The organism is Stenotrophomonas maltophilia (assembly GCF_002799245.1).
Taxonomy (GTDB): domain Bacteria; phylum Pseudomonadota; class Gammaproteobacteria; order Xanthomonadales; family Xanthomonadaceae; genus Stenotrophomonas; species Stenotrophomonas maltophilia_S.
In genome coordinates this window covers 205,673-225,659 of sequence record NZ_NEQV01000001.1, presented here as the reverse complement: position 1 = coordinate 225,659, position 19,987 = coordinate 205,673, and the positions used below count along the sequence as shown (strand labels likewise).

General features: G+C 67.6%; 18 protein-coding genes. All 18 read right to left on the bottom strand.

What is annotated here, in order from left to right; genetic code table 11:
* Nucleotides 1-14 precede the first annotated feature (14 nt).
* Entirely contained in the window at nt 15-473 is a 459-nt protein-coding gene (gene fabZ, locus B9Y64_RS01135) for a 3-hydroxyacyl-ACP dehydratase FabZ (protein ID WP_005415845.1), read from the bottom strand.
* Nucleotides 470-1,492, bottom strand: a complete 1,023-nt coding sequence (gene lpxD, locus B9Y64_RS01130; protein ID WP_100439153.1) for a UDP-3-O-(3-hydroxymyristoyl)glucosamine N-acyltransferase — start codon at nt 1,490-1,492, stop codon at nt 470-472. Before lpxD ends, fabZ begins: the two co-directional genes overlap by 4 nt.
* Before the next feature lie 461 nt (nt 1,493-1,953).
* Nucleotides 1,954-4,317: an outer membrane protein assembly factor BamA gene (gene bamA, locus B9Y64_RS01125; RefSeq protein ID WP_100439152.1), complete on the bottom strand. Its 2,364-nt coding sequence runs from the start codon at nt 4,315-4,317 to the stop codon at nt 1,954-1,956.
* A gap of 74 nt (nt 4,318-4,391) precedes the next feature.
* Nucleotides 4,392-5,750 (bottom strand): RIP metalloprotease RseP, encoded by a 1,359-nt coding sequence (rseP, locus tag B9Y64_RS01120; RefSeq protein ID WP_100439151.1) that lies wholly within the window; start codon nt 5,748-5,750, stop codon nt 4,392-4,394.
* Between the two features lie 59 nt (nt 5,751-5,809).
* On the bottom strand, nt 5,810-7,000 hold the full coding sequence (locus tag B9Y64_RS01115; RefSeq protein ID WP_100439150.1) for a 1-deoxy-D-xylulose-5-phosphate reductoisomerase: 1,191 nt from the start codon (nt 6,998-7,000) through the stop codon (nt 5,810-5,812).
* A gap of 2 nt (nt 7,001-7,002) precedes the next feature.
* Entirely contained in the window at nt 7,003-7,839 is an 837-nt protein-coding gene (locus B9Y64_RS01110) for a phosphatidate cytidylyltransferase (RefSeq protein ID WP_100439149.1), read from the bottom strand.
* Nucleotides 7,836-8,603 (bottom strand): polyprenyl diphosphate synthase, encoded by a 768-nt coding sequence (uppS, locus tag B9Y64_RS01105; protein ID WP_032956844.1) that lies wholly within the window; start codon nt 8,601-8,603, stop codon nt 7,836-7,838. The genes B9Y64_RS01110 and uppS overlap by 4 nt, the downstream gene beginning before the upstream one ends.
* A 5-nt stretch (nt 8,604-8,608) precedes the next feature.
* Nucleotides 8,609-9,163 (bottom strand): ribosome recycling factor, encoded by a 555-nt coding sequence (frr, locus tag B9Y64_RS01100; RefSeq protein ID WP_004151064.1) that lies wholly within the window; start codon nt 9,161-9,163, stop codon nt 8,609-8,611.
* Between the two features lie 96 nt (nt 9,164-9,259).
* Complete coding sequence (gene pyrH / locus B9Y64_RS01095) at nt 9,260-9,988, bottom strand: UMP kinase (RefSeq protein ID WP_100439148.1); 729 nt, start codon at nt 9,986-9,988, stop codon at nt 9,260-9,262.
* A 121-nt stretch (nt 9,989-10,109) separates the two neighbouring features.
* Entirely contained in the window at nt 10,110-11,645 is a 1,536-nt protein-coding gene (locus tag B9Y64_RS01090; RefSeq protein ID WP_100439147.1) for a GGDEF domain-containing protein, read from the bottom strand.
* A gap of 344 nt (nt 11,646-11,989) precedes the next feature.
* Entirely contained in the window at nt 11,990-12,865 is an 876-nt protein-coding gene (tsf, locus tag B9Y64_RS01085) for a translation elongation factor Ts (RefSeq protein WP_049446244.1), read from the bottom strand.
* Between the two features lie 126 nt (nt 12,866-12,991).
* Nucleotides 12,992-13,798, bottom strand: a complete 807-nt coding sequence (gene rpsB, locus B9Y64_RS01080) for a 30S ribosomal protein S2 (protein WP_005408748.1) — start codon at nt 13,796-13,798, stop codon at nt 12,992-12,994.
* Nucleotides 13,799-14,017: 219 nt separating this feature from the next.
* On the bottom strand, nt 14,018-14,716 hold the full coding sequence (locus B9Y64_RS01075) for a fimbrial biogenesis chaperone (protein WP_100439146.1): 699 nt from the start codon (nt 14,714-14,716) through the stop codon (nt 14,018-14,020).
* Complete coding sequence (locus tag B9Y64_RS01070; RefSeq protein ID WP_100439145.1) at nt 14,716-14,931, bottom strand: hypothetical protein; 216 nt, start codon at nt 14,929-14,931, stop codon at nt 14,716-14,718. Before B9Y64_RS01070 ends, B9Y64_RS01075 begins: the two co-directional genes overlap by 1 nt.
* A gap of 229 nt (nt 14,932-15,160) precedes the next feature.
* Entirely contained in the window at nt 15,161-16,198 is a 1,038-nt protein-coding gene (locus B9Y64_RS01065) for a Csu type fimbrial protein (protein ID WP_100439144.1), read from the bottom strand.
* Nucleotides 16,195-18,561, bottom strand: a complete 2,367-nt coding sequence (locus tag B9Y64_RS01060; protein ID WP_100439143.1) for a fimbria/pilus outer membrane usher protein — start codon at nt 18,559-18,561, stop codon at nt 16,195-16,197. The genes B9Y64_RS01065 and B9Y64_RS01060 overlap by 4 nt, the downstream gene beginning before the upstream one ends.
* A 7-nt stretch (nt 18,562-18,568) precedes the next feature.
* Nucleotides 18,569-19,318, bottom strand: a complete 750-nt coding sequence (locus B9Y64_RS01055; RefSeq protein WP_100439142.1) for a fimbrial biogenesis chaperone — start codon at nt 19,316-19,318, stop codon at nt 18,569-18,571.
* The gene (locus B9Y64_RS01050; RefSeq protein ID WP_100439141.1) at nt 19,318-19,854 is read right to left on the bottom strand and encodes a Csu type fimbrial protein; all 537 of its coding nucleotides are present in this window, start codon (nt 19,852-19,854) and stop codon (nt 19,318-19,320) included. Before B9Y64_RS01050 ends, B9Y64_RS01055 begins: the two co-directional genes overlap by 1 nt.
* Nucleotides 19,855-19,987 lie beyond the last annotated feature (133 nt).

Sequence of the window (19,987 nt, the reverse complement as noted above, 5' to 3'; positions counted from 1 at the left end):
CTGCCTCCAGTGGATCAGCCCTTGGCGCCGGCGCACATGACCTCGGCCGACGCAACGACTTCGCCGTTGACCTTGGCTTCGCCGTAGTACCAGCCCATGTTGCGGATCAGGCGCTTCATCTGCACATCCAGCATCAGCACGTCGCCGGGCACGACCTGCTTGTTGAAGCGGGCGTTTTCCACCTTGACCATGTAGAACAGCTTGGACTGCGCATCGCGGCCAAGCGTGAGCTGGGTCATGACACCGCCGGCCTGCGCCAGCGCTTCGATGATCAGCACGCCGGGCATGATCGGGCGGCCCGGGAAATGGCCCTGGAAGAACGGCTCGTTGATGCTGACGTTCTTCTGCGCCAGGATGCGCTTGGCCTCGACGTCGAGTTCAAGCACCCGGTCCACCAGCAGGAACGGGTAGCGGTGCGGAAGCAGTTCCTGGATCTGGCAGACGTCGATCGGAAGCTGCAGCGAATCGTTCATTCTTTCTCCTTGCCAGCAGCCAGGACGCGGCGAGCCAATGCGTCCAGCTGCTTGAAGCGCGCGGCGTTCTTGCGCCACGTGCGGTTGTCGGTCAATGGGGTGCCGGAGGAGTACTCGCCCGGCTCGGTAATGGAATTGCGGACCACCGACTTGCCGGTGATCACGACCTTGTCGCAGATCTCGAGGTGGCCGACCACGCCCACGGCGCCGCCCAGCAGGCAGTAACGGCCGATCTTGGCACTGCCGGCGATGCCGGTGCAGCCGGCGATGGCCGAGTGGGCACCGATCTGCACGTTGTGGGCGATCTGCACCAGGTTGTCCAGGCGCACGTCCTCGGCCAGGACGGTGTCTTCCAGCGCGCCACGATCAACGCAGGTGTTGGCACCGATCTCGCAATCGTCGCCGACGCGGACGCCGCCCAGCTGGGGCACCTTGATCCACTTGCCGGCATCCATCGCCAGGCCGAAGCCATCGGCGCCGAGCACTGCACCGGGGTGGATGCGCACGCGCTTGCCCAGCTTGACCCGGGTGACCAGAGTGACCCGGGCAATCAGTTCACAGCCGGTATCCAGGCTGCAGTCCTCGCCGATCACGCTGCCGGCACCGACGATGCAGTTCTCGCCGATGACACTGCGTGCACCGATGGTGACGAACGGGCCGATGTGGGCGCTGGCGGCCACCTGGGCGTCGGGATCGATCACGGCGCTGGGGTGGATGCCCGGCGGGCGGGTCGGCGCGATGTCGAACAGGGCGGCGATCTTGGCGAATGCAGTGTACGGGTCCTTGGCCACGAGCGCGGCGCCGGGGGCGGCCTCGACGTCGTCGGCGCGCAGGACCACCAGCGAGGCGTGGCTGTCGGCCAGCTGGGCGCGGTAGCGCGGGTTGGCAAGGAAGGTCAGCTGGCCAGGACCGGCATGGGCGAGGGTGGCCACGCCATGGATGGCGGTCGCCGGGTCGCCATGGACCTGCAGGCCGAACTGCTCGGCAAGTTGCTGGGCGGTGTAGGTGGGAGTATTCACGGCGGGAGTTTAACGTGTGGCGCCATTTCGGTCATGCGGGGGCAGGGCTTGGCGCCTGCCTGGTACGGGCGGGAGGCGGCGGATGGCCCTGGCCAGGACACGCAAAAGCCCCTCCAGGGTGCTCGATGGCGCCTTGCTCTTGTGCGCAGTCCTGCGCAAACGGCAAGACCGGGGTAGGGCGTCCTGCCCAACCCGCCCGAGGCATGCCTCGGGCCCATGGCGCCAACGGTCCTGTCCAGGGCCACCCGCCGTCTCTGGACAATTTCCCGCGAGCGCGGCCAAAAACCCGTGCCGTGCAGTGTCATCTGCAAAACGAAAACGCCGGGCAAAGCCCGGCGATTCGAGACCCGTCTGGTGGAGAGCCCCCCTTCTGTTAAGGGGGGCGCGCCAACGGCGCGGGGGATAGGTGAAATGCGGGGGCAATTCACCGGAGGTGGATCAGTCCTGAGGAACGACGTTCCTCAGAACTGGCCACCGAAGGTGAATTGCAGGCGTTCGATCTTGTCATCGTCTTCCTTCTTCAGCGGGAAGGCGTAGCTGATCGAGATCGGGCCGACCGGGGCGCGCCACAGCAGGGCCACACCGGTGGACACGCGCAGCTCGTTGGCCTTGAAGTTCTTGGTGCCGTTGTAGACGTTGCCGAAGTCGACGAAGGCCGACACGCGTGCCGACGGGCTGTCGAACAGGCGCGGGAAGTAGGCTTCGACCGAACCGACCGTCTTCAGCGAACCACCCAGCGGCTGGCCTTCCGGATAACCGGTGGTGACTTCGCGCGGGCCGAGGGTGTTGTCCTCGAAGCCGCGCACCGAGTTGGTACCACCGGCGTAGAAGTTCTCGAAGAACGGCAGGCCCGAAGCGGTGACCGTGCGGGTGGTGCCGTCGCCGTTGTCGATGACGCGGGTGTAGTCCTTGCCGTAGGCATCGCCGTAGCCGATTTCCGCGCGGGTGTTGATCACCAGCGACGGCATGATCGGCCAGTACTTGCTGATCTGGTAGTTCAGCTTGTAGTACTCGATGGTCGAGCCCGGCAGCGTGGTTTCCAGGCCCACGCGCTGGTAGGTGCCGCGGGTCGGCATGAAGTAATCGTTGCGCGAGTCGCGTGCCCAGCCCAGCTCGGTGCGCCAGGCATGGAAGGTGCGCTTACCGACCGCATTGATGTAGTCGATGATCGACTGCGGGGTCGAGCCCTGGTAGGTGGTGATCTGGTTGCTGTCGATGCCGAACATCAGCGAGACGGTATCGGTCTCGGTCAGCGGCACGCCGAACACCACCTGCGCCGAACCGTTGGTGCTGTTGTACTGCGCGGTGTTGAAGTCGGAGTAGTCCAGTTCGCGCCAGGACAGGTTGTAGCCCAGCGACACGCCGTCGTCGGTGAAGTACGGGTTGGTGTAGCTGAAGCCGTAGCGCTGCAGGTAGCTGCTGCGCGAGGCTTCGACCGACACGCGGTTGCCGCCGCCGAGGAAGTTGTTCTGCGACAGCTGCACCGACGTGGTCATGCCGTAGGACTGCGAGTAGCCCAGGCCGAACACGAAGCTGCCCGAGGTGGTTTCCTTGACGTTGTAGACGACGTCGACCTGGTCGTTGCTGCCGCTGACGGCCGGGGTCTCCACTTCCACCGATTCGAAGTAGCCCAGGCGCTGCAGGCGGATCTTGGAGCGGTCGATCGCGGCCTGCGAGTACCAGCTGTTCTCGAACTGGCGCAGCTCGCGACGCATCACTTCGTCGGAGGTACGGGTATTGCCGCGGAACAGGATGCGGCGCACCGACACGCGCGGGCCGGGCACGACCTGCATGTTGATGGCGACGGTCTGCTCGGCGCGGTTGGTGGTCGGGATCGGGTTCACCTTGGCGAACGCGTAGCCGATGTTGGACAGCGAATTGGTGATGCTGTCCGAGCTGAATTCCAGCAGGGCACGCGAGAACGTGTCGCCGGCCTTCTGGATCACCATGCGCTCGACGTCCTCCTGCGGGAGGATGGTGTCGCCGCTGACCTTGATCTCGGAGATCTTGTACTGCGCACCCTCGGTCACGCCCGCGGTCAGGAACATGTCGCGCTTGTCGGGGCTGATCGAGACCTGGGTGGAATCGATGCTGAAATCGACGTAGCCGCGGTCCAGGTACCAGGAGTTGAGCTTTTCCAGGTCGCCGGACAGCTTTTCCTTGGAGTACTGGTCGTCACGGCGGTACCACGAGGCCCAGTTGTGCTCCTTGGACTCCCAGGTCTCCAGGATGTCCTTGCTCTCGTACTTCTCGGTGCCGACCAGGTTGACGTGACGGATCTTGGCCGCCTTGCCTTCCTTGATGGCGATGGCGATGTCCACGCGGTTGCGGTCCAGCGGGCTCACCGTCGGGGTGATGTCGACGTTGTACTTGCCGCGGTCGTTGTACTGGCGGCGCAGTTCCTGGGTCACGCGGTCCAGGCTCAGGCGATCGAAGGTGCCGCCCTCGGTCAGGCCGATGTCGGACAGGCCCTTGAGCAGCTGGTCGGACTTGATGTCCTTGTTGCCGGTCACGGTCAGCTTGTTGATCGCCGGGCGTTCCTTGACGGTCACCACCAGGATCGTGCCCTGGCGGTCCAACTGGACGTCTTCGAAGAAGCCGGTCTTGTACAGGGCGCGGATCGTCTCGCCGACCTTGTTGTCGGTGACCGTCTCGCCACGTTCCACCGGCAGGTAGGTGAACACCGTGCCCGAGCTGATGCGCTGCAGGCCATCGACGCGGATGTCGCTGACAGTGAAGGGCTCGGCTGCCTGGGCCAGGGCGGGGGCGCCGGTGACGGCGGCGAGGGCGAGGGCCAGCAGGCGGCGATTGGGGAGTCGCGTCATGTCACGTCCGGTAGGAAGGTCGATTTCATTGGTACGGGATGCCGACGCTGTAGACGGCAACAACGTGGAAAAGTTCATCGCGGGACCAGGCCGAGGATGTCGTTGTAGAACGCCAACCCCATCAGCCCGGCCAGCAACGCCAGGCCGATGTATTGGCCGGCGGCGATGGCACGCTCGCTCAGCGGGCTGCCCTTGACCAACTCGATAAGGTAATACAGCAGGTGGCCGCCGTCCAAGATCGGGATCGGCAGCAGGTTGATGATGCACAGGCTGAGGGACAGCAGGGCAAGGAACTGCAGGAACCAGTCGAGGCCGCGCTTGGCCGAGACATTGGCCACGCGGGCGATGGTGACCGGCCCGGAAACGTTCTGCAGCGAGGCTTTGCCGGTCACGATGCGGCCCATCATGCCCAGCGAGTCGGCCGCCAGGCGGCCGGTCTCGCGCACCGCCACGGTCACCGCATCCAGCGGGCCATAGCGCAGCAGGGTGTCATAGGCGGGGCTGTAGCTGGTCGGGAAGCCGACGCCGATCTGCCAGACCGGGTTGCCCTTGCCGTCCTTGCCCTGGCGCGGGGTGACTTCCAGCGCCAGCCGCTCGCCGCCGCGCAGGACCTCGATCATGCCCGGCCCGCCGGCGCGGCCCAGGGCCTGGATCTCGCCGATCACCTGGTCGACGCTGTCGATGCGCTGGCCATCGATGGCCACGATGAGGTCGCCCGGCTGCAGCTGCCCGGCCACCACGGAGTCCGCAGTGAGCGAATCGACCAGTGCCGGCTGCAGCCACGACTGCCAGTACAGGCCGGCCAGGATCGGTACCCGCCGTTCATCGAAGCCCGCCGGCAGCTGCGACAGCGGCAGGGTACGCATGCGCACCTGGTCGGCTGTATCCAGTACTTCCAGCTTCACGTCGCGGCGGTCCATCGCGGCAGCGGTCAGCGCCATGCTGGCCTCGCCGAGGGTGACCACCTGGCGGTCGTCCACGCGCAGCACGCGGTCGCCGCTGGCCAGGCCGGCGCTGGCGGCGATGCCGCTGACACGGCCGATCGTGGGCGAGTAGTCCTGCTTGCCGATCACGAACATCGCCCACAGCAGCAGGATGCACAGCAGCAGGTTGGCGATCGGGCCGGCGGCAACGATGGCGATGCGCTGCCAGACGGTCTTGTGGTTGAAGGCCTGGCCGCGCTCGTGCGGGTGGACTTCGACCTCGCGCTCGTCGAGGAACTTCACATAGCCACCCAGCGGGATGGCGGCGATGGCGAACTCGGTGCCATGCCTGTCGCGGCGCGACCACAGCGGCCGGCCGAAGCCCACCGAGAAGCGCAGGATCTTGACCCCGCACAGGCGCCCGACCCAGTAATGCCCGAACTCGTGGAACGTGACCAGCAGCCCGAGGCTGACAATCATCCACCAGACCGATCCGATGAAGTCAGTCATGCAGGCTCACGTTGTCAGGCAGGGGCGGCGTCGTCATGCGGGCTGGGCAGGGCGGTCGTTCAGGCGGCGTCGATGGTGTTCAGGGTGAGCTGGCGAGCCCGCTGGTCGGCGGACAACAGGACCTCCAGTGTATCGGCTGGTTCGGTCGGCAGTGTTGAAAGAGCGTTAGCGACCAGTTCCGGGATCGTCAGGAAACCGATCCGGCCCTGAAGAAACGCTGAAACGGCCTCCTCGTTGGCGGCGTTCAGCACCGCCGGCGCGGTGCCGCCGGCCTGCATCGCCTGCCAGGCCAGGGCCAGGCAGGGGAAGGCGTCGGTGTCCGGGGCCTCGAAATCGAGGCGGCCCTGGGCCAGCAGGTCCAGCCCGGCCACGCCCGATTCGATGCGCTGCGGCCAGCCCAGGCCAACGGCCAGGGTGGTGCGCATGTCCGGCAGGCCCATCTGTGCCAGGGTCGAGCCGTCGACGAACTCGACCAGCGAATGGACCAGGCTCTGCGGGTGCACCAGCACCTCGATGCGTTCACCGGGCACGGCGAACAGGTGGTGGGCCTCGATCACTTCCAGGCCCTTGTTCATCAACGTCGCCGAATCGACCGAGATCTTCGGCCCCATCGACCACTTCGGATGGGCAACGGCCTGGGCCGGAGTGACCTGGGCCAGTTCGGCGCGGCTGCGGCCACGGAACGGGCCGCCGGAGGCGGTCAGCAGGATCCGGCGCACGCCGGCGCCGTCGACGCTGGCGTCGCGCGAGCGCAGGCACTGGAAGATCGCGCTGTGTTCGCTGTCGATCGGGATGATTTCGGCACCGGCACGTTCGGCGGTGCGGGTCAGCAGTTCGCCGGCCAGCACCAGCGATTCCTTGTTGGCCAGCAGGATGCGCTTGCCGGCGGCGGCCGCGGCCAGGGTTGAGGACAGGCCGGCAGCACCGACGATGGCCGCGACCACGGTATCGCAGGCATCGCTGGCGGCCAGCTGGTCCAGCGCGGCATGGCCGGCATGGGCCTCGGTGGCCAGTCCGGCGTCGCGCAGGCCGTCACGCAGTTCGGCGAACAGCGATTCGTCGGCGATCACCGCGTGCGCCGGTTTGTGCTGGCGGCACAGCGCCAGCAGCGCCTGCACCTGGCGCCCGGCGGCGAGCACCGTGGCCTGGTAGCGCTGCGGGTGGCGGGCGATCACGTCCAGCGTGGAGGCACCAATCGAGCCGGTGGCGCCGAATACGGCGACCCGGCGCAGGTCTGCAGCAGCATTCATGGTCAGAACCCGAAGATTTCCTTGCCCAGCGCGAACACCGGCACGGCGGCCAGGACGCCGTCGACACGGTCGAGCACGCCGCCGTGGCCCGGGATCAGGTGGCCCGAGTCCTTGGCGCCCGCGTGGCGCTTGATCAGGCTTTCGAACAGGTCGCCCAGCACCGAGGCGAACACAGCCACCACCGAGGTGATCAGCAGGCCCGGCAGGTGTGCGGTATCGATGCCGGCCAGCCAGCCCAGGCCGAGGGCCACGGCGACACCGGCCAGCAGGCCGCCGAACAGGCCTTCCCAGGTCTTGTTGGGGCTGATCCGCGGGGCCAGCTTGTGCTTGCCGAAATGGCGGCCGGCGAAATAGGCGCCCGAGTCGGCCGCCCACACCAGCGCCAGCGCAGCCAGCAGCCACAGGTGGCCCTGCCTGCCCGGCGGATCGCCGCCGGCATGGATCAGCACCAGTGCGGCCCAGGCGGGCACGATGGCCAGGGTGCCGGCCAGCATCTTCAGGATCCGCGAAGGCGCCGACGGTTGTGCACCGAAGTTGAAGAAGCGCAGCCAGACCAGCGCGGCCAGCCACCAGGCAACGCCGGCCAGGGTGGTTATCTGGAACAGGACCAGCGTGCTGCCGTCGGCCCAGACCAGCAGCACCATCAGCAGCAGGTTCAGCACCAGCAGCACGGTGCGCGCCAGGGTGTCTTCGATGCCGGACAGCTTCAGCCATTCCCACAGGCCGATCAGCAGCACCGCTGCTGCGGCGGCGGCCAGCCATTGCGTGGGCAGCAGCAGGATCGCCGCAATGGCAACCGGCGCCATGATCAGCGCGGCAAGGACTCGGGTCTTGGTCATGGGCTGGAAGTCTCGGTGGCCAGTGCGGCAATCTGGGCGCTGGTCAGGCCGAAACGACGCTCGCGGCCGGCATAGGCGTCCAGCGCCTGCTGCAGCTGCCCGGCATCGAAGTCCGGCCACAGGGCCTCGGTGAACCACAGCTCGGTATATGCCAGCTGCCACAGCAGGAAGTTGCTGATGCGGGTGTCGCCGCCGGTGCGGATGAACAGATCCGGCGGAGGCAGGTCGGCCAGGGCTACCTGGCTGCCCAGCAGCGATTCGTCGATCTGCTCGGGCAGCAGGCGACCGGCCGCCACTTCGACGGCCAGGGCGCGCGCGGCGCGGGCGATGTCCTGGCGGCCACCGTAGCTGGCGGCGATCGACAGGGTCAGGGTGGTGTTGTCGGCGGTGCGCTGCTCGGCCAGCTGCATGCGGCTGACCAGCCCGGCACCGAAGCGCTCGCGTTCGCCGATGAAGCGCACGCGCACGCCACGCCGGTGCAGCTCGTCCACTTCGCGGTCGAGCGCGCCGAGGAACAGCTTCATCAGCGCGTCCACTTCCTCCTGCGGCCGGCCCCAGTTCTCGCTGGAGAAGGCGAACAGGGTCAGCGCCGGAATGCCCAGTTCAAGGCAGCGCTCGATGGTGCGGTTGACCGCGCGCGCGCCGGCACGGTGGCCGATCACGCGGGGGCGACGGCGCTGCTGTGCCCAGCGCCCATTGCCATCCATGATGATGGCAATGTGGCGGGGCAGGGCGGCCGGCAATGGAGGCGGGGCTGAAGGCATCGACTTCAGACCGACAGAAGCTCTTTTTCCTTGTCGGCAACGACCTTGTCGACGTCCTTGATGTTGGCGTCGGTCAGCTTCTGGATATCGTCTTCGCCGCGCTTCTTCTCGTCTTCGCTGATCGCCTTGTCCTTGTCCAGCTTGGCGATTTCCTTGTTCGCGTCCTGGCGGATGTTGCGGATCGCGATCTTGGCGCCTTCACCTTCCTTCTGCACCTGCTTGGCCAGCTCCTTGCGGCGCTCTTCGGTCGGCGGCGGCATGTTGATGCGGATCGCGGTGCCCAGGGTGTTCGGGGTGAACTCGGCGTTGTAGAGACCCTTCTCGATCTCCTTGATCATGCTCTTGTCGAACGGCGTGACCAGCAGCGAGTGGGCATCGGCGTTGGAGATCGATGCGACCTGGTTCAGCGGGGTGCTGGCATTGCCGTAGGCATTGACCGTGACACGGTCCAGCAGCGCCGGCGTGGCACGCCCGGTCCGGATCGAGGTGAGGGTGTGCTTCAGAGCGTCGATGCTCTTGGCCATGCGCGTCTGCGCGTTGTTCTTGATGTCGTTGAGCATCGCCCGGTCCTGGATGTATCTGGAATCGGGCGATTATAGGCGAATACGGGACGCTGCCGGGCCTGAATCGGCCCGGTCGTCGCTTTGCGCTCAGGCTCAGGCCGGGTCGCGGCCCTGGACCAGGGTGCCGATGTTCGCACCGTTGAGGATCTTCAGCAGCTCGCCCGGCTGGCCCATGTCGAACACGCGCATCGGCAGGTCGCTGTCGCGGGCCAGCGCGAAGGCCGCGGTGTCCATCACTTCCAGGCCGCGGCGGATCACTTCGTCGTAGCTCAGGCTGTCGAAGCGGACCGCATCGCTGTGCTTGTTCGGGTCCTTGTCGTACACGCCATCGACCTTGGTGGCCTTCAGCAGCAGGTCGGCGCCGATCTCGATGGCGCGCAGGGCGGCGCCCGAATCGGTGGTGAAGAACGGGCTGCCGACGCCGGCGGCGAAGATCACCAGGCGGCCCTTTTCCAGGTGGCGGATGGCGCGGCGACGGATGTAGTCCTCGCACACGTCGTTGATCTTGATCGCGCTCATCACGCGGGCCTTGGCGCCCAGCTTCTCCAGCGCGTCCTGCATGGCCAGGGCGTTGATGACCGTGGCCAGCATGCCCATCTGGTCGCCGGTGACCCGGTCCATGCCGCCAGCGGCCAGGCCGGCGCCGCGGAAGATGTTGCCGCCACCGATCACCAGCGCGACTTCGGCACCGGCCTGTTGGGCTTCGATGACCTCACGGGCCAGGCGATTGATGATCTTCGGGTCGATGCCGTAGTCCTCTTCTCCCATCAGCGCCTCCCCGGACAGTTTCAGAAGGATGCGGCGATAGGCGAGCTTGGACATGGGGACCTCGGGTGCGTGGAAATCGCGGGCGATTCTACGCGCATGCGGCGTTGTGCCAAAGTGTTTTGTGCACTGCGGCGCAGAATCCGGTGGTTCGCCCCGGTTGCCCGGGGCTTCCCGTTCAGCCCAGCTCGGCGCCGGCGGTGGCCGACAGCTCGTCGTGGCCGAGGGCGCCCGGCGAGCGGGCGATCACCCGGTTGCGGCCCAGGTTCTTGGAGCGGTACAGCACGTCGTCAGCGGCGCGCAGCAGGTCCTGCACGTCGGCGAAGCGTTCGTAGCCGCCCTGGGTGGCCACGCCGGCGGAGAAGGTGACGAACAGCGGTCCGCCCTCCAGCTCGGCCATCGGCGTGGCGACGATGTTGGCCAGCACCCGGCGGATCACGTCCAGGGCCACGCTTTCGCTGGTATTGGGCAGCAGCGCGACGAATTCCTCGCCGCCGAAGCGGGCCACGGTGTCGCTGTTGCGCAGCTGACCCTGCAGTTTGCCGGCGAAGGCGCGCAGCACTTCGTCGCCGGTCAGGTGGCCATGGGCGTCGTTGATCTTCTTGAAGTCGTCCAGGTCGATGAAGGCCACCGATAGGGGCCAGCCCTGGCGGCCGGCGCGCAGGAATTCCTGCTCCAGCACCGCTTCCAGCTGGCGACGGTTGAGCACGCCGGTCAACGCGTCACGATGGGCCTGGTCGGCGAGGCGCTTGGCGCGCGCCTCGAACTCGTCGGCGCGGCGGCGTGCCTGGTCGGCATCCTGCAGTTCGCGCAGGTTGCGCAGCGTGGCCAGCTCCTGCGCGTGATCGATCAGCTCGCGCACCCGCGACGGTGAATTGAGGCCGGCATCGAACAGGCTGGCGATGTCGGGCAGGGCCTCGCTGATGCGCGCCAGCACCTGGTCGAAGCGCGCGCTGTCCAGTTCCAGGCGGTCATGCACCTGATGCAGGGCGCGCTCGCGCGCGGCATCGGCGTCGGTATCCAGCCAGATGTCGGCCACTGCGCCGGACAGCTGCACGCAGGCCTGGAACGGTGATTCGGCGGCGTCCTCGTCCTCGCTGTGGCTGATGCTCTCCACCAGGTAGCGTGGCAGGCCCCATTGCTCGGCCACCCAGGCGCCGACCTCGGCGTGGCTGCAGCCCAGTTCGTCGCGCTCGCGGGCGACCAGGTCGATGTTGTCGTGTGCCTCGCGCAGCAGCGGCAGGTAGCGCTCCGACTCGGCCTGGGCCAGGCACAGCACGCCCAGGTCCTGCAGCAGGCCGGCCAGCATCAGTTCCTCCAGCCGGCGCAGGCCGCGCGCCTGGCCCAGCTGGCTGGCGGCCAGCGCGCTGAGGATGCTGCGCTTCCACGCACGCTGGCGCAGGTCATGGTCGGCGCCGCCGCCGGTCAGGCCCTGGGTGACGGTGAAGCCGAGGGCGAGGCTGATCGTGGCGTTCAGGCCCAGCATGGTCAGTGCCTGGCCGAGATTCTCGATGCGGCGGCGGCTGGCATACAGCGGCGAATTGGCGATGCGCAGCATGCGAGCGCTCAGCGCCATGTCGATGGCGATGATGTCGGCGGCGGTGGCGATGTCCGCTTCCGGGTCCTGGGCCAGTTCGATGATGCGCAGGGCAATACCGGGTGGCGAAGGCAGGTTGCGGCAGAGCGCCAGGGCAGCTGTCAGCTCGGGAGGCATGTCGGGTCGTTCAATTCCATTGGGACAAGAATACCTAGGAATGCATCACAGTCCGCGATTTTCGTTCCTGCTAAGTGACTGTGGATTCCCTGCGCCGAGTATCGGCTTGATTCGCGCGCAACGCAAAGCCCCTGGGGGGAGGTGTGCGCACCAACGGTGCGCACCCACAGGAGATTGCCACCCACAGGAGATTGCCACCCACAGATATGGCTCACCCACAGATATGGCCACCCACAGATATGGCCACCCACAGGTGGAGGGGAGCCACAGGTGCAGCGGGCATAAAAAAAGAGCCGCGGTTTCCCGCGGCTCCTTCTGGTCGCCTCACAGCCGGAAGGCTGGAATCAGACCTGCATCGCCTTGGCAACTTCGGCGGCGTAGTCTTCCACCACCTTCTCGATGCCTTCGCCGACGATCAGCAGCTTGAAGCCTGCCACGTCGGCGCCAGCGGCCTTGACCACCTGCTCGACGGTGGTGTCGCCCAGCACATAGGTCTGGCCGTACAGGGTCACGTCGCTGACGATCTTGTTGATCTTGCCGCTGATGATCTTTTCCAGGATGTCGGCCGGCTTGGCCTTGTCCTTCTCGGACATCTTGGCCAGCTCGATTTCCTTTTCCTTCTCGACGAACTCGGCCGGGACGTCCGCAGCCTTGTTGTGCGGCGGCTTCAGCGCGGCCACGTGCATGGCCAGGCCACGGGCCAGCTCGACGTCGCCGCCGACCAGGTCGACCAGCACGCCGACCTTGCCGTTGGTGTGGACGTAGGCGCCGATGGTGTTGTTGCCATCAACCTTCACCATGCGACGGATCTGGATGTTCTCGCCCAGGGTCTGCACGGCGGTGGCGCGGGCTTCCTCGACGGTGCGGCCGTCGGCCAGCTTGGCGGCCTTCACGGCTTCAACGTCGGTGGCGCCCGATGCCAGGGCAGCAGCGGCGACGGCGTTGACGAAGGACTTGAAGTTGTCATCGTTGGCGACGAAGTCGGTTTCCGAGTTGACTTCGACCAGCACGGCCTTGCCGCCGTCCTGGGCCAGGCCCAGACGGCCTTCGGCGGCCACGCGGTCAGCCTTCTTGTCGGCCTTGGCAGCGCCCGACTTGCGCATGGCTTCAGCAGCGGCGTTGATGTCGCCGTTGGCTTCGGTGAGCGCCTTCTTGCATTCCATCATGCCGGCGCCGGTGCGCTCGCGCAGTTCCTTGACCAGGGAAGCAGTGATTTCCACGGGATTACCTCACGAAAGAAAGGGGTTGGGCCGGCATGGTGGCCGGCCCGTGTGACACGGTCCTGTCACGCGCCAAGGGCTGCGTGCAGGGAGGGTGGACGCCGGGCGTCCACCCCGGGGCCTGGATCAGGCCTGGGCGTCGTCGCCCTTCTTGGCAGCCTTCTTGGCCGGAGCGCGGCGGGCCGGCTTCTCTTCGCCTTCAGCAGCGGCTTCAGCGAACTCTTCCTCACGCACCGAGGCAGCGTGCGGAGCAGCAGCCTTGCCTTCCAGCACGGCGTCGGCAGCGGCGCGGGCGTACAGCTGCACAGCGCGGATGGCGTCGTCGTTGCCCGGGATGGCGTAATCAACCAGTTCCGGGTTGTAGTTGGTGTCGACCACGGCGATGACCGGGATGCCCAGCTTCTTGGCTTCCTTGATCGCGATGTCTTCGTGGCCGATGTCGATCACGAAGATGGCGTCCGGCAGGCGGTTCATGTCCTTGATGCCGCCCAGCGAGGCTTCCAGCTTGTCGCGCTCGCGACGCAGGCCCAGCACTTCGTGCTTGACCAGCTTCTCGAAGGTGCCGTCGGTTTCACCGGCTTCCAGTTCCTTCAGGCGGGCAACCGACTGCTTGACGGTACGGAAGTTGGTCAGGGTGCCGCCCAGCCAGCGCTGGTTCATGAACGGCATGCCGCAACGCTCGGCTTCTTCCTTGATGGTTTCGCGGGCGCTGCGCTTGGTGCCCAGGAACAGGACGGTGCCGCGCTTCTGGGCAACCGACGAGATGAAGTTCATCGCGTCGTTGAACAGCGGGACGGTCTTTTCCAGGTTGATGATGTGGATCTTGCCGCGGGCGCCGAAGATGTACGGAGCCATCTTCGGGTTCCAGTAGCGGGTCTGGTGGCCGAAGTGGACGCCGGCTTCCAGCATCTGACGCATGGTGACCTGGGGCATTGCAATACTCCTGATATGGAACCAGCGATTCCGCCCGCGGGATAGGTATGCGGGACGCGTGGAAGCGCGATCGGTTCCGGGGTTGGGCTTCCCTGTCGCCTCCGTGGCCGAACTCCTTGCGGAGCACCCCGGCACGGATGGGGGCAGCAGGTGTGGATTCACCGGTGACGTCCGGTGTGGACGGGTTCCCGCGCACGCTGGCGGCAGGAATCCGATCGATTATAGCCCGCTGGGGGCGCTCGCTGCAATTGCAGGGTCGGATGCGGCCAGATCGACCTCGCGGCCGTCCTGCAGGCGGGCCTGGAAGCGGCCGCCCGCATAGCCGTCGGTGCGGGCGGGCAGGGGCCAGCGGCGTTCATGGCCAGCGAGGATGTAGCCGGCGAGCCCGGCCAGCAGCAGCGACGACTGGCCGTCGGCCGTGATGAAGCGCAGATCGTGCAGGCGGCCATGCAGGGTACCGGAATTGCTGAGTCGCAGTATGGCCTGCGACCCCTGGGCCTCGACGCGGCCGTGCAACCGGGCATGCAGCGCTGGCGCCGCTGGGCCGCGGAACAGCGGCAGCGAGTAGCGGGGCAACCCCGGCAATGCCGGCGCCAGCACGATCCGATAGGCCTGTTCATCGAGCGCCGCTGCCGGACCGCCTGGCAGCAGCCAGACCCGCTGGGTGCTGCCGGGGGCCAGGTCCAGCCGCGCCGGACTGACCCGGATCTGGTCGCTGGGGTGCAGCCGTTCGGCGTCCAGCTGCTGATCCCAGGCCAGGACCTGCACCTGGCCCTGCCAGCGACCGGGGCCGGGATTGTGCAGCCACAGTTCGGCGCGGCCGCCTTCGGCCGGCAGCTGCAGGGTGGTCGGCAACAGCTCCAGCGCCGCGGCGGGCTGCGCCAGCAGCAATGCAAGCAGGATCAGCAGTGCGCGCATCAGTAGATGAGGGTCACGGCCGGTATTGCGCTCTCGTCCGTCGCCGGTGGTGCGAGCTCGCGGACCTGGGGCGGCAGCTGGGGGGCGTCACTGCGCTGGTGTGGCGCCGGGCAACGGGCGCTGCCGGCATCGTCACTGCAGGATTCGACCACGGTCAGCCGGATCTGCAGCGTGCTGCTGGGTTCGGCCCATGCCGACGTGCTGGCGACCAGCATCGCCCCGATCAGAAGTGCGCGAACCACCTGCCATCCACCGTGCTGAAAGACTCGCTGCGCGGTATCGGCCGGATGTGCTGGATCTGTAGGTGGGTGCCGACCCTAGGTGGGTGCGCTGGATCTGTAGGTGGGTGCCGACCGTTGGTCGGCGCTGGATCTGTAGGTGGGTGCCGACCGTTGGTCGGCGCTGGATCTGTAGGTGGGTGCCGACCGTTGGTCGGCACGCGCATCAATAGGTGATCGTCACCTGCACCAGGTCGTTGTAGGTGCCGGCCGGGGGCTGGCCGGTGACTGGCGGTACCCGGCCGTAGATGGTCAGCTGCTGTGCGCTGCCGGTGCCGGTGCTGCTGGCGGTATCGACCGTCAACGTGTTTCCCCAGCGCTGGCTCCGTGCCGCATCGCGGTACAGCTCATAGGTGAGGTAGTAGGTGCTGCTGCCGATGGTGGTGGCCATGCGCCGGGTGGTGGTGGCGGCGGGGTTGTTCTGGCCGTTGTTGAGGCCGACCTGGAAGGCGGTGTTCTTCAGGCAGGTCAGGGTCAGGGTGGCGGTCTGGTCGATATTGGCCGGGATGCCGCCGGTGACGTTGCCGAAGTTCATGTTGGTGGTGACGTAGCTGCCGCACTGCGGCAGCACATTGGCGGTGGCGGTGAAGCTGAAGGCCGCACTCGCACTGTTGGTGCCGGTGGCGCCGCCGTTGCAGGTGGCGGGGACGGTGGCGGTGCCGAGCAGGACTTCGTTCCAGGCCCAGGTCAGCACCACGCTGGCACCGCTGAAGGTGCTGCTGTACGCGCCCGAGGCCAGGACCTGGTTGGCCGGGATCTGCCCGAACAGCTGCACGGTCTGCGCACCGCTGCCGCCGGTCAGCAGCGGCACGTTGTAGCTCATGGTCAGTTCCTGCGCTGGTGGCGTGCCGTGCGGAGCCAGGCCGGTGACCTGGCCGAAGCTGGCATTGTTGTACAGCTGGAAGTTCATGGTGTCGCTGGTGGAGGTGGCCATCGTGCGGAAGGTGGAACTGCTGCCGCCGCCGCTGCCCGCGCCGATGCCCACGCAGACGCGCACGCCGGTGGTGGCCAGCAGGCTCAGCGCGGCGGTGGTGCAGGTCACCGTGATGTTGAGGTTGGCCGTGCTCGGGCCGGGCGCATTGCTGTTGATGTTGCCGAACGGCAGGGTCGGATTGGCGACTGCCGTGCAGACCGCGGTGGCGCCGGCGGGCGCCGCTGCCAGCAGGCCGGCCCACAGCAGCAGGACGAGCAGCAGCAGCCTCATGGCGCCACCTCCGGAATGCACTGCTGCGGCGCCGGCGTCGGCCGGGCGCCGGATGCCACCACCTTGGGCAGGTCCGGCACTTTCACCCGGCAGGAGCCGCGGCTGGTGGTGACGTACAGCACGCTGCCGGCGGCGACATCTTCCAGATAGAGCAGGCCGTCGTAGCCGACCGTGGCCTGGCGGCCGCCAGGCAGCTGCACTTCGCTGCCCACTTCCAGCGGCTGCCCGTCCATCGCCAGCAGGGTCAGGCTCAGTGACGGCCGCGAGCGCAGCTGGAAGGTCACGCGGGTGCCGGCGCGCTGGCGCGGGGTGACCCAGTCCTCGATGCGGTCGGCGCGCATGTCTTCGGGCAGGTCCAGCGTGTCGATCGAGACCCGGTTGCGCTGCCAGGACAGCAACGGACTGACCAGCAGCAGGCCGCGATCATCGGTGACGCCGATCAGGCGGTTCTCCAGCCGTACCGGGACGCCGCCGACGCCATTGGTGCTGATCACCGCAAACGCATCGGACACCTCGCGCGTGGCGAAGGTGTGCCCGCCCATCCACACCAGGCTGCCGCTGGCACTGGCGTAGGCATAGTTGAGCCCGCCCTGGCGCGAGGCGCCGAACGAATAGCGGCCGACATCGTTGAGGATGCCGACCTCGGCCAGGCCGCCGTTGCCGTCCTCGCCGTGGCGCAGCTGCGCGCGCCAGCCGACGCCGCCGGCACTGCCATCGCCGGGCACTGGCTGGGTCACGTCCGCTACCCAGCTCTGGCTGTCGCCGTTGCGTTGGCTGGAGAGGCTGGCCTGGCGGTTGTTGCCCAGGCTGGCAGTCACCGACAGGTAGATGCTGCGGTCGTCGCTGCGGTCCAGGTTCTGGTTCACCGACAGGTAGGCCGACCAGCGCTGGCTCCAGGTACGTGACCAGAACAGGCTGGCATAGCGGTTGTCGTCTCCATCGGGGTAGCGCAGGCGAAGATAGCTGGCGCTGAGCGTGCCCAGCCGCAGCAGGTCCAGGCCGACCGTGGCCTGCTCGCTGATGCTCGGTGGCAGGTTGCCCTGCAGCGCGCCCAGGTCGCGGTAGTCGCCGTGGCTGCGTACGCTGCGCAGATTGAGGTTGAAACGACGGTTGTTCCAGCTGTAGCCCAACGCCCATTGCCCCCCCTGCAGGCCCTGGTAATCACTGTGCGCATAGGCGGCATTGAACACGCCGGCAGCGCCGAGCAGCCACCAGCCGCCGATGCCGGCCTGGGCCAGGCCACCGCCGCCTTCGGCATGCGCTTCGCCGGTGAACGAGTCGGTGACGCCGCCGCGCCAGCTGCCACTGGCCACCGTGCGATCGTCATAGGCGAAGGAGCGTTCGCCGAAATCCCTGCGCAGGCGGCCGACGCCGACCGACCAGTCCGACAGGCCCTTGGCGAGCAGCTGCTGGGTGCCGTAGAAGCTGAAGTCCAGCGTCTGCATGCGGCCGAATGCGTCGGTCACCACCACCTGCGCGTTGCCGGTGCCGCTGATGCCGGGCTGGGCTGCCAGCTGGAAGGGACCGACCGGCACCTGGCCGCTGTACTGGCGCAGGCCATCGACATACAGCTCGACCGTGGAGGGCACCACGGCCTGGCCGAGGAAGCTCGGCGTGGGCGTGAGCACGCGATAGGGCTGCAGGCCGTAGTTGCGGCCGATCTGCAGGCCGCCCAGGCGCACCGGGCGGGTCCAGTCGACGAAGCCACTGTAGAAGTCGCCGACCTCCAGGGTCGTTGCGCTGTCGGGGAAATCCAGGCTCCAGCGCGTGTCCAGGCGCACGCTCTCGCCGCGCCAATGGCGGTCGCCGGGTTGCTGGTAGCGGCGGCTGATGGCGGTGTTCTCGAAAGTGCCGTCGCCGATACCGAACACGCGCAGCTCCGAGCTCAGGCTGAGATTGCCGAGCGTGTCCACCCGGCTGCCGTAGACGTCGTAGTTGAGCAGCACACCAGGCGAGGCGCTGCCGGTGGGAACGCGCGTCTGCGGGCGGCTGAGCACGGTGGTGGGCAGGGTCAGCTGGTCCAGCGGCACGTCCAGTGCCAGCGTCTGCATGTGTGCGTCGTAGCGCACCACCGCACCGCTGATCTGGTCCAGGTAGACCGGCGCATCGCCGCTGGCGTTGAAGCCGAGCTGGCGCAGCACTTCGGGGCTGGCCTGCAGCCGGCCGCGGGTCTCGGTGAATGGCAGCAGGCCGCGCGGCGTGCTGTTGAGCGACACATCCAGGTACAGCGCCTGGCTGGCGGTCAGCGGGGTCGGGGGCGGCAGGACGGCATCTGCCGATACGCCGGATACATCGGCCGCCACGCCGGACACATCGGCGGCCTCGGTCGCCGCGGGAGCCAGGGCAGCCAGCAGCGCGCCCATCAACGCCTCAGCGAGCCGGTGGGGGCGACAGTGGCGTCTGTTCCGACTCGCCATTGAGCTTGGCCGTGATCTGGTCGTTGTCGCGGTCGATCGCCGTGCGTTCGATCGGCCAGCGCATCACCTGGCCAGGCAGCACATAGCCCAGCAGCCCGGGATGGACGATGCGCGGGCGCGTGGCGCTGCCCAGCGCGAGATCGGCGATCTGTGCGTAGCCGTTGCCCGAATTGGCCACCTCGACGCCGTTGCGGCCGTCCGCCAACTGCACCAGGCGGGCCTGCAGCCGCGGTGCCAGCGTGCCGGCCGAGGGCTGCACGAACACCGGAATCGAATAGCGCAGCACGAACTGCATGCCATCGGCACGGGTGGCCAGGTCGGGCACCTCATCGACGATCAGGCGGTAATACCGCTGTGCCGGCGGCGGTTCCCTGTCCGGGCGCATTACCCGCACCAGCTGCTGCTGGCCGGCGGCCAGTTCCTGCATCGGCGGGGTGGCCATCACTTCATCGGTGGGCAGCAGCTGTTCCTGGCCGTCCTGCTGCACCCAGCGGAACACGCGCACCTGCAGCTTCACCGGCGAGGTGCCGCTGTTGGTCAGCCACAACTCGCCGGCACGTTGGCGCGCTTCCAGCTGCAGGCTGGTCGGGGCCACCTGCAGGCTGGTGGCGCCGGCGGTGGCGACGGCCAGCAGGTACAGGGCGAGCAGCGCCACGCCGGTGGCGCGCCACGGGCGGGGTCCGGCCATGCGGGCGTGCTCCATCAATAGGTGATCGTGGCGGTGACCGTATCCAGGTAGCTACCGGTGGCCGGGTTGTTGGTGCTCAGGTTCAGGATCTGGCCGTAGACGATGTAGGGCACGGCCAGGCCGGTGCCGATGCCGGCCTGGGTATTGGTGCCGGATGTGGCGCCCCAGACCAGGGTATGCGCGGCGTCCTGGTAGAGCTGGTAGCCGACGTAGTTGTTGGCGGTCACCGCCGCATTGGTGTTCTTCATCCGCCGGGTGGTGACGTCATTGGCGGTGCCGGCATTGGCACCCGCATTCAGCGAGATCGTGTACGGGGTCAGGGCCGAGCACTGCGCGGTCACCGTGCCCTGGCCCAGGGTGGGGGTGGCGGTGGTCGAGGCCGCGGTGCCGAAGTCGACGTTGGTGGCCGCCGCCGCCGTGATGGTGCAGGCCTTGGTGACCACCAGGGTGACGTTGAAGGTGGTGGTGTCGGCGGCCTGGGCCAGGGCGGGACCGGCCAGCAGCAGGGCCAGCAGGGCCCAGGCGCGCAGGGATCGAACTGGGGATCGCATGGACAACCTCCCTGACCCGAAGGTCCGTTGAACAAGGCGAAGGCGGCACGTTCGGCGCCGCTTTGACGACGGTCGCGGCCAGCTTAGGCAGCGCAAGTGTCTGTAATCCGTGATAAATAGGCGGGCGAAAGGG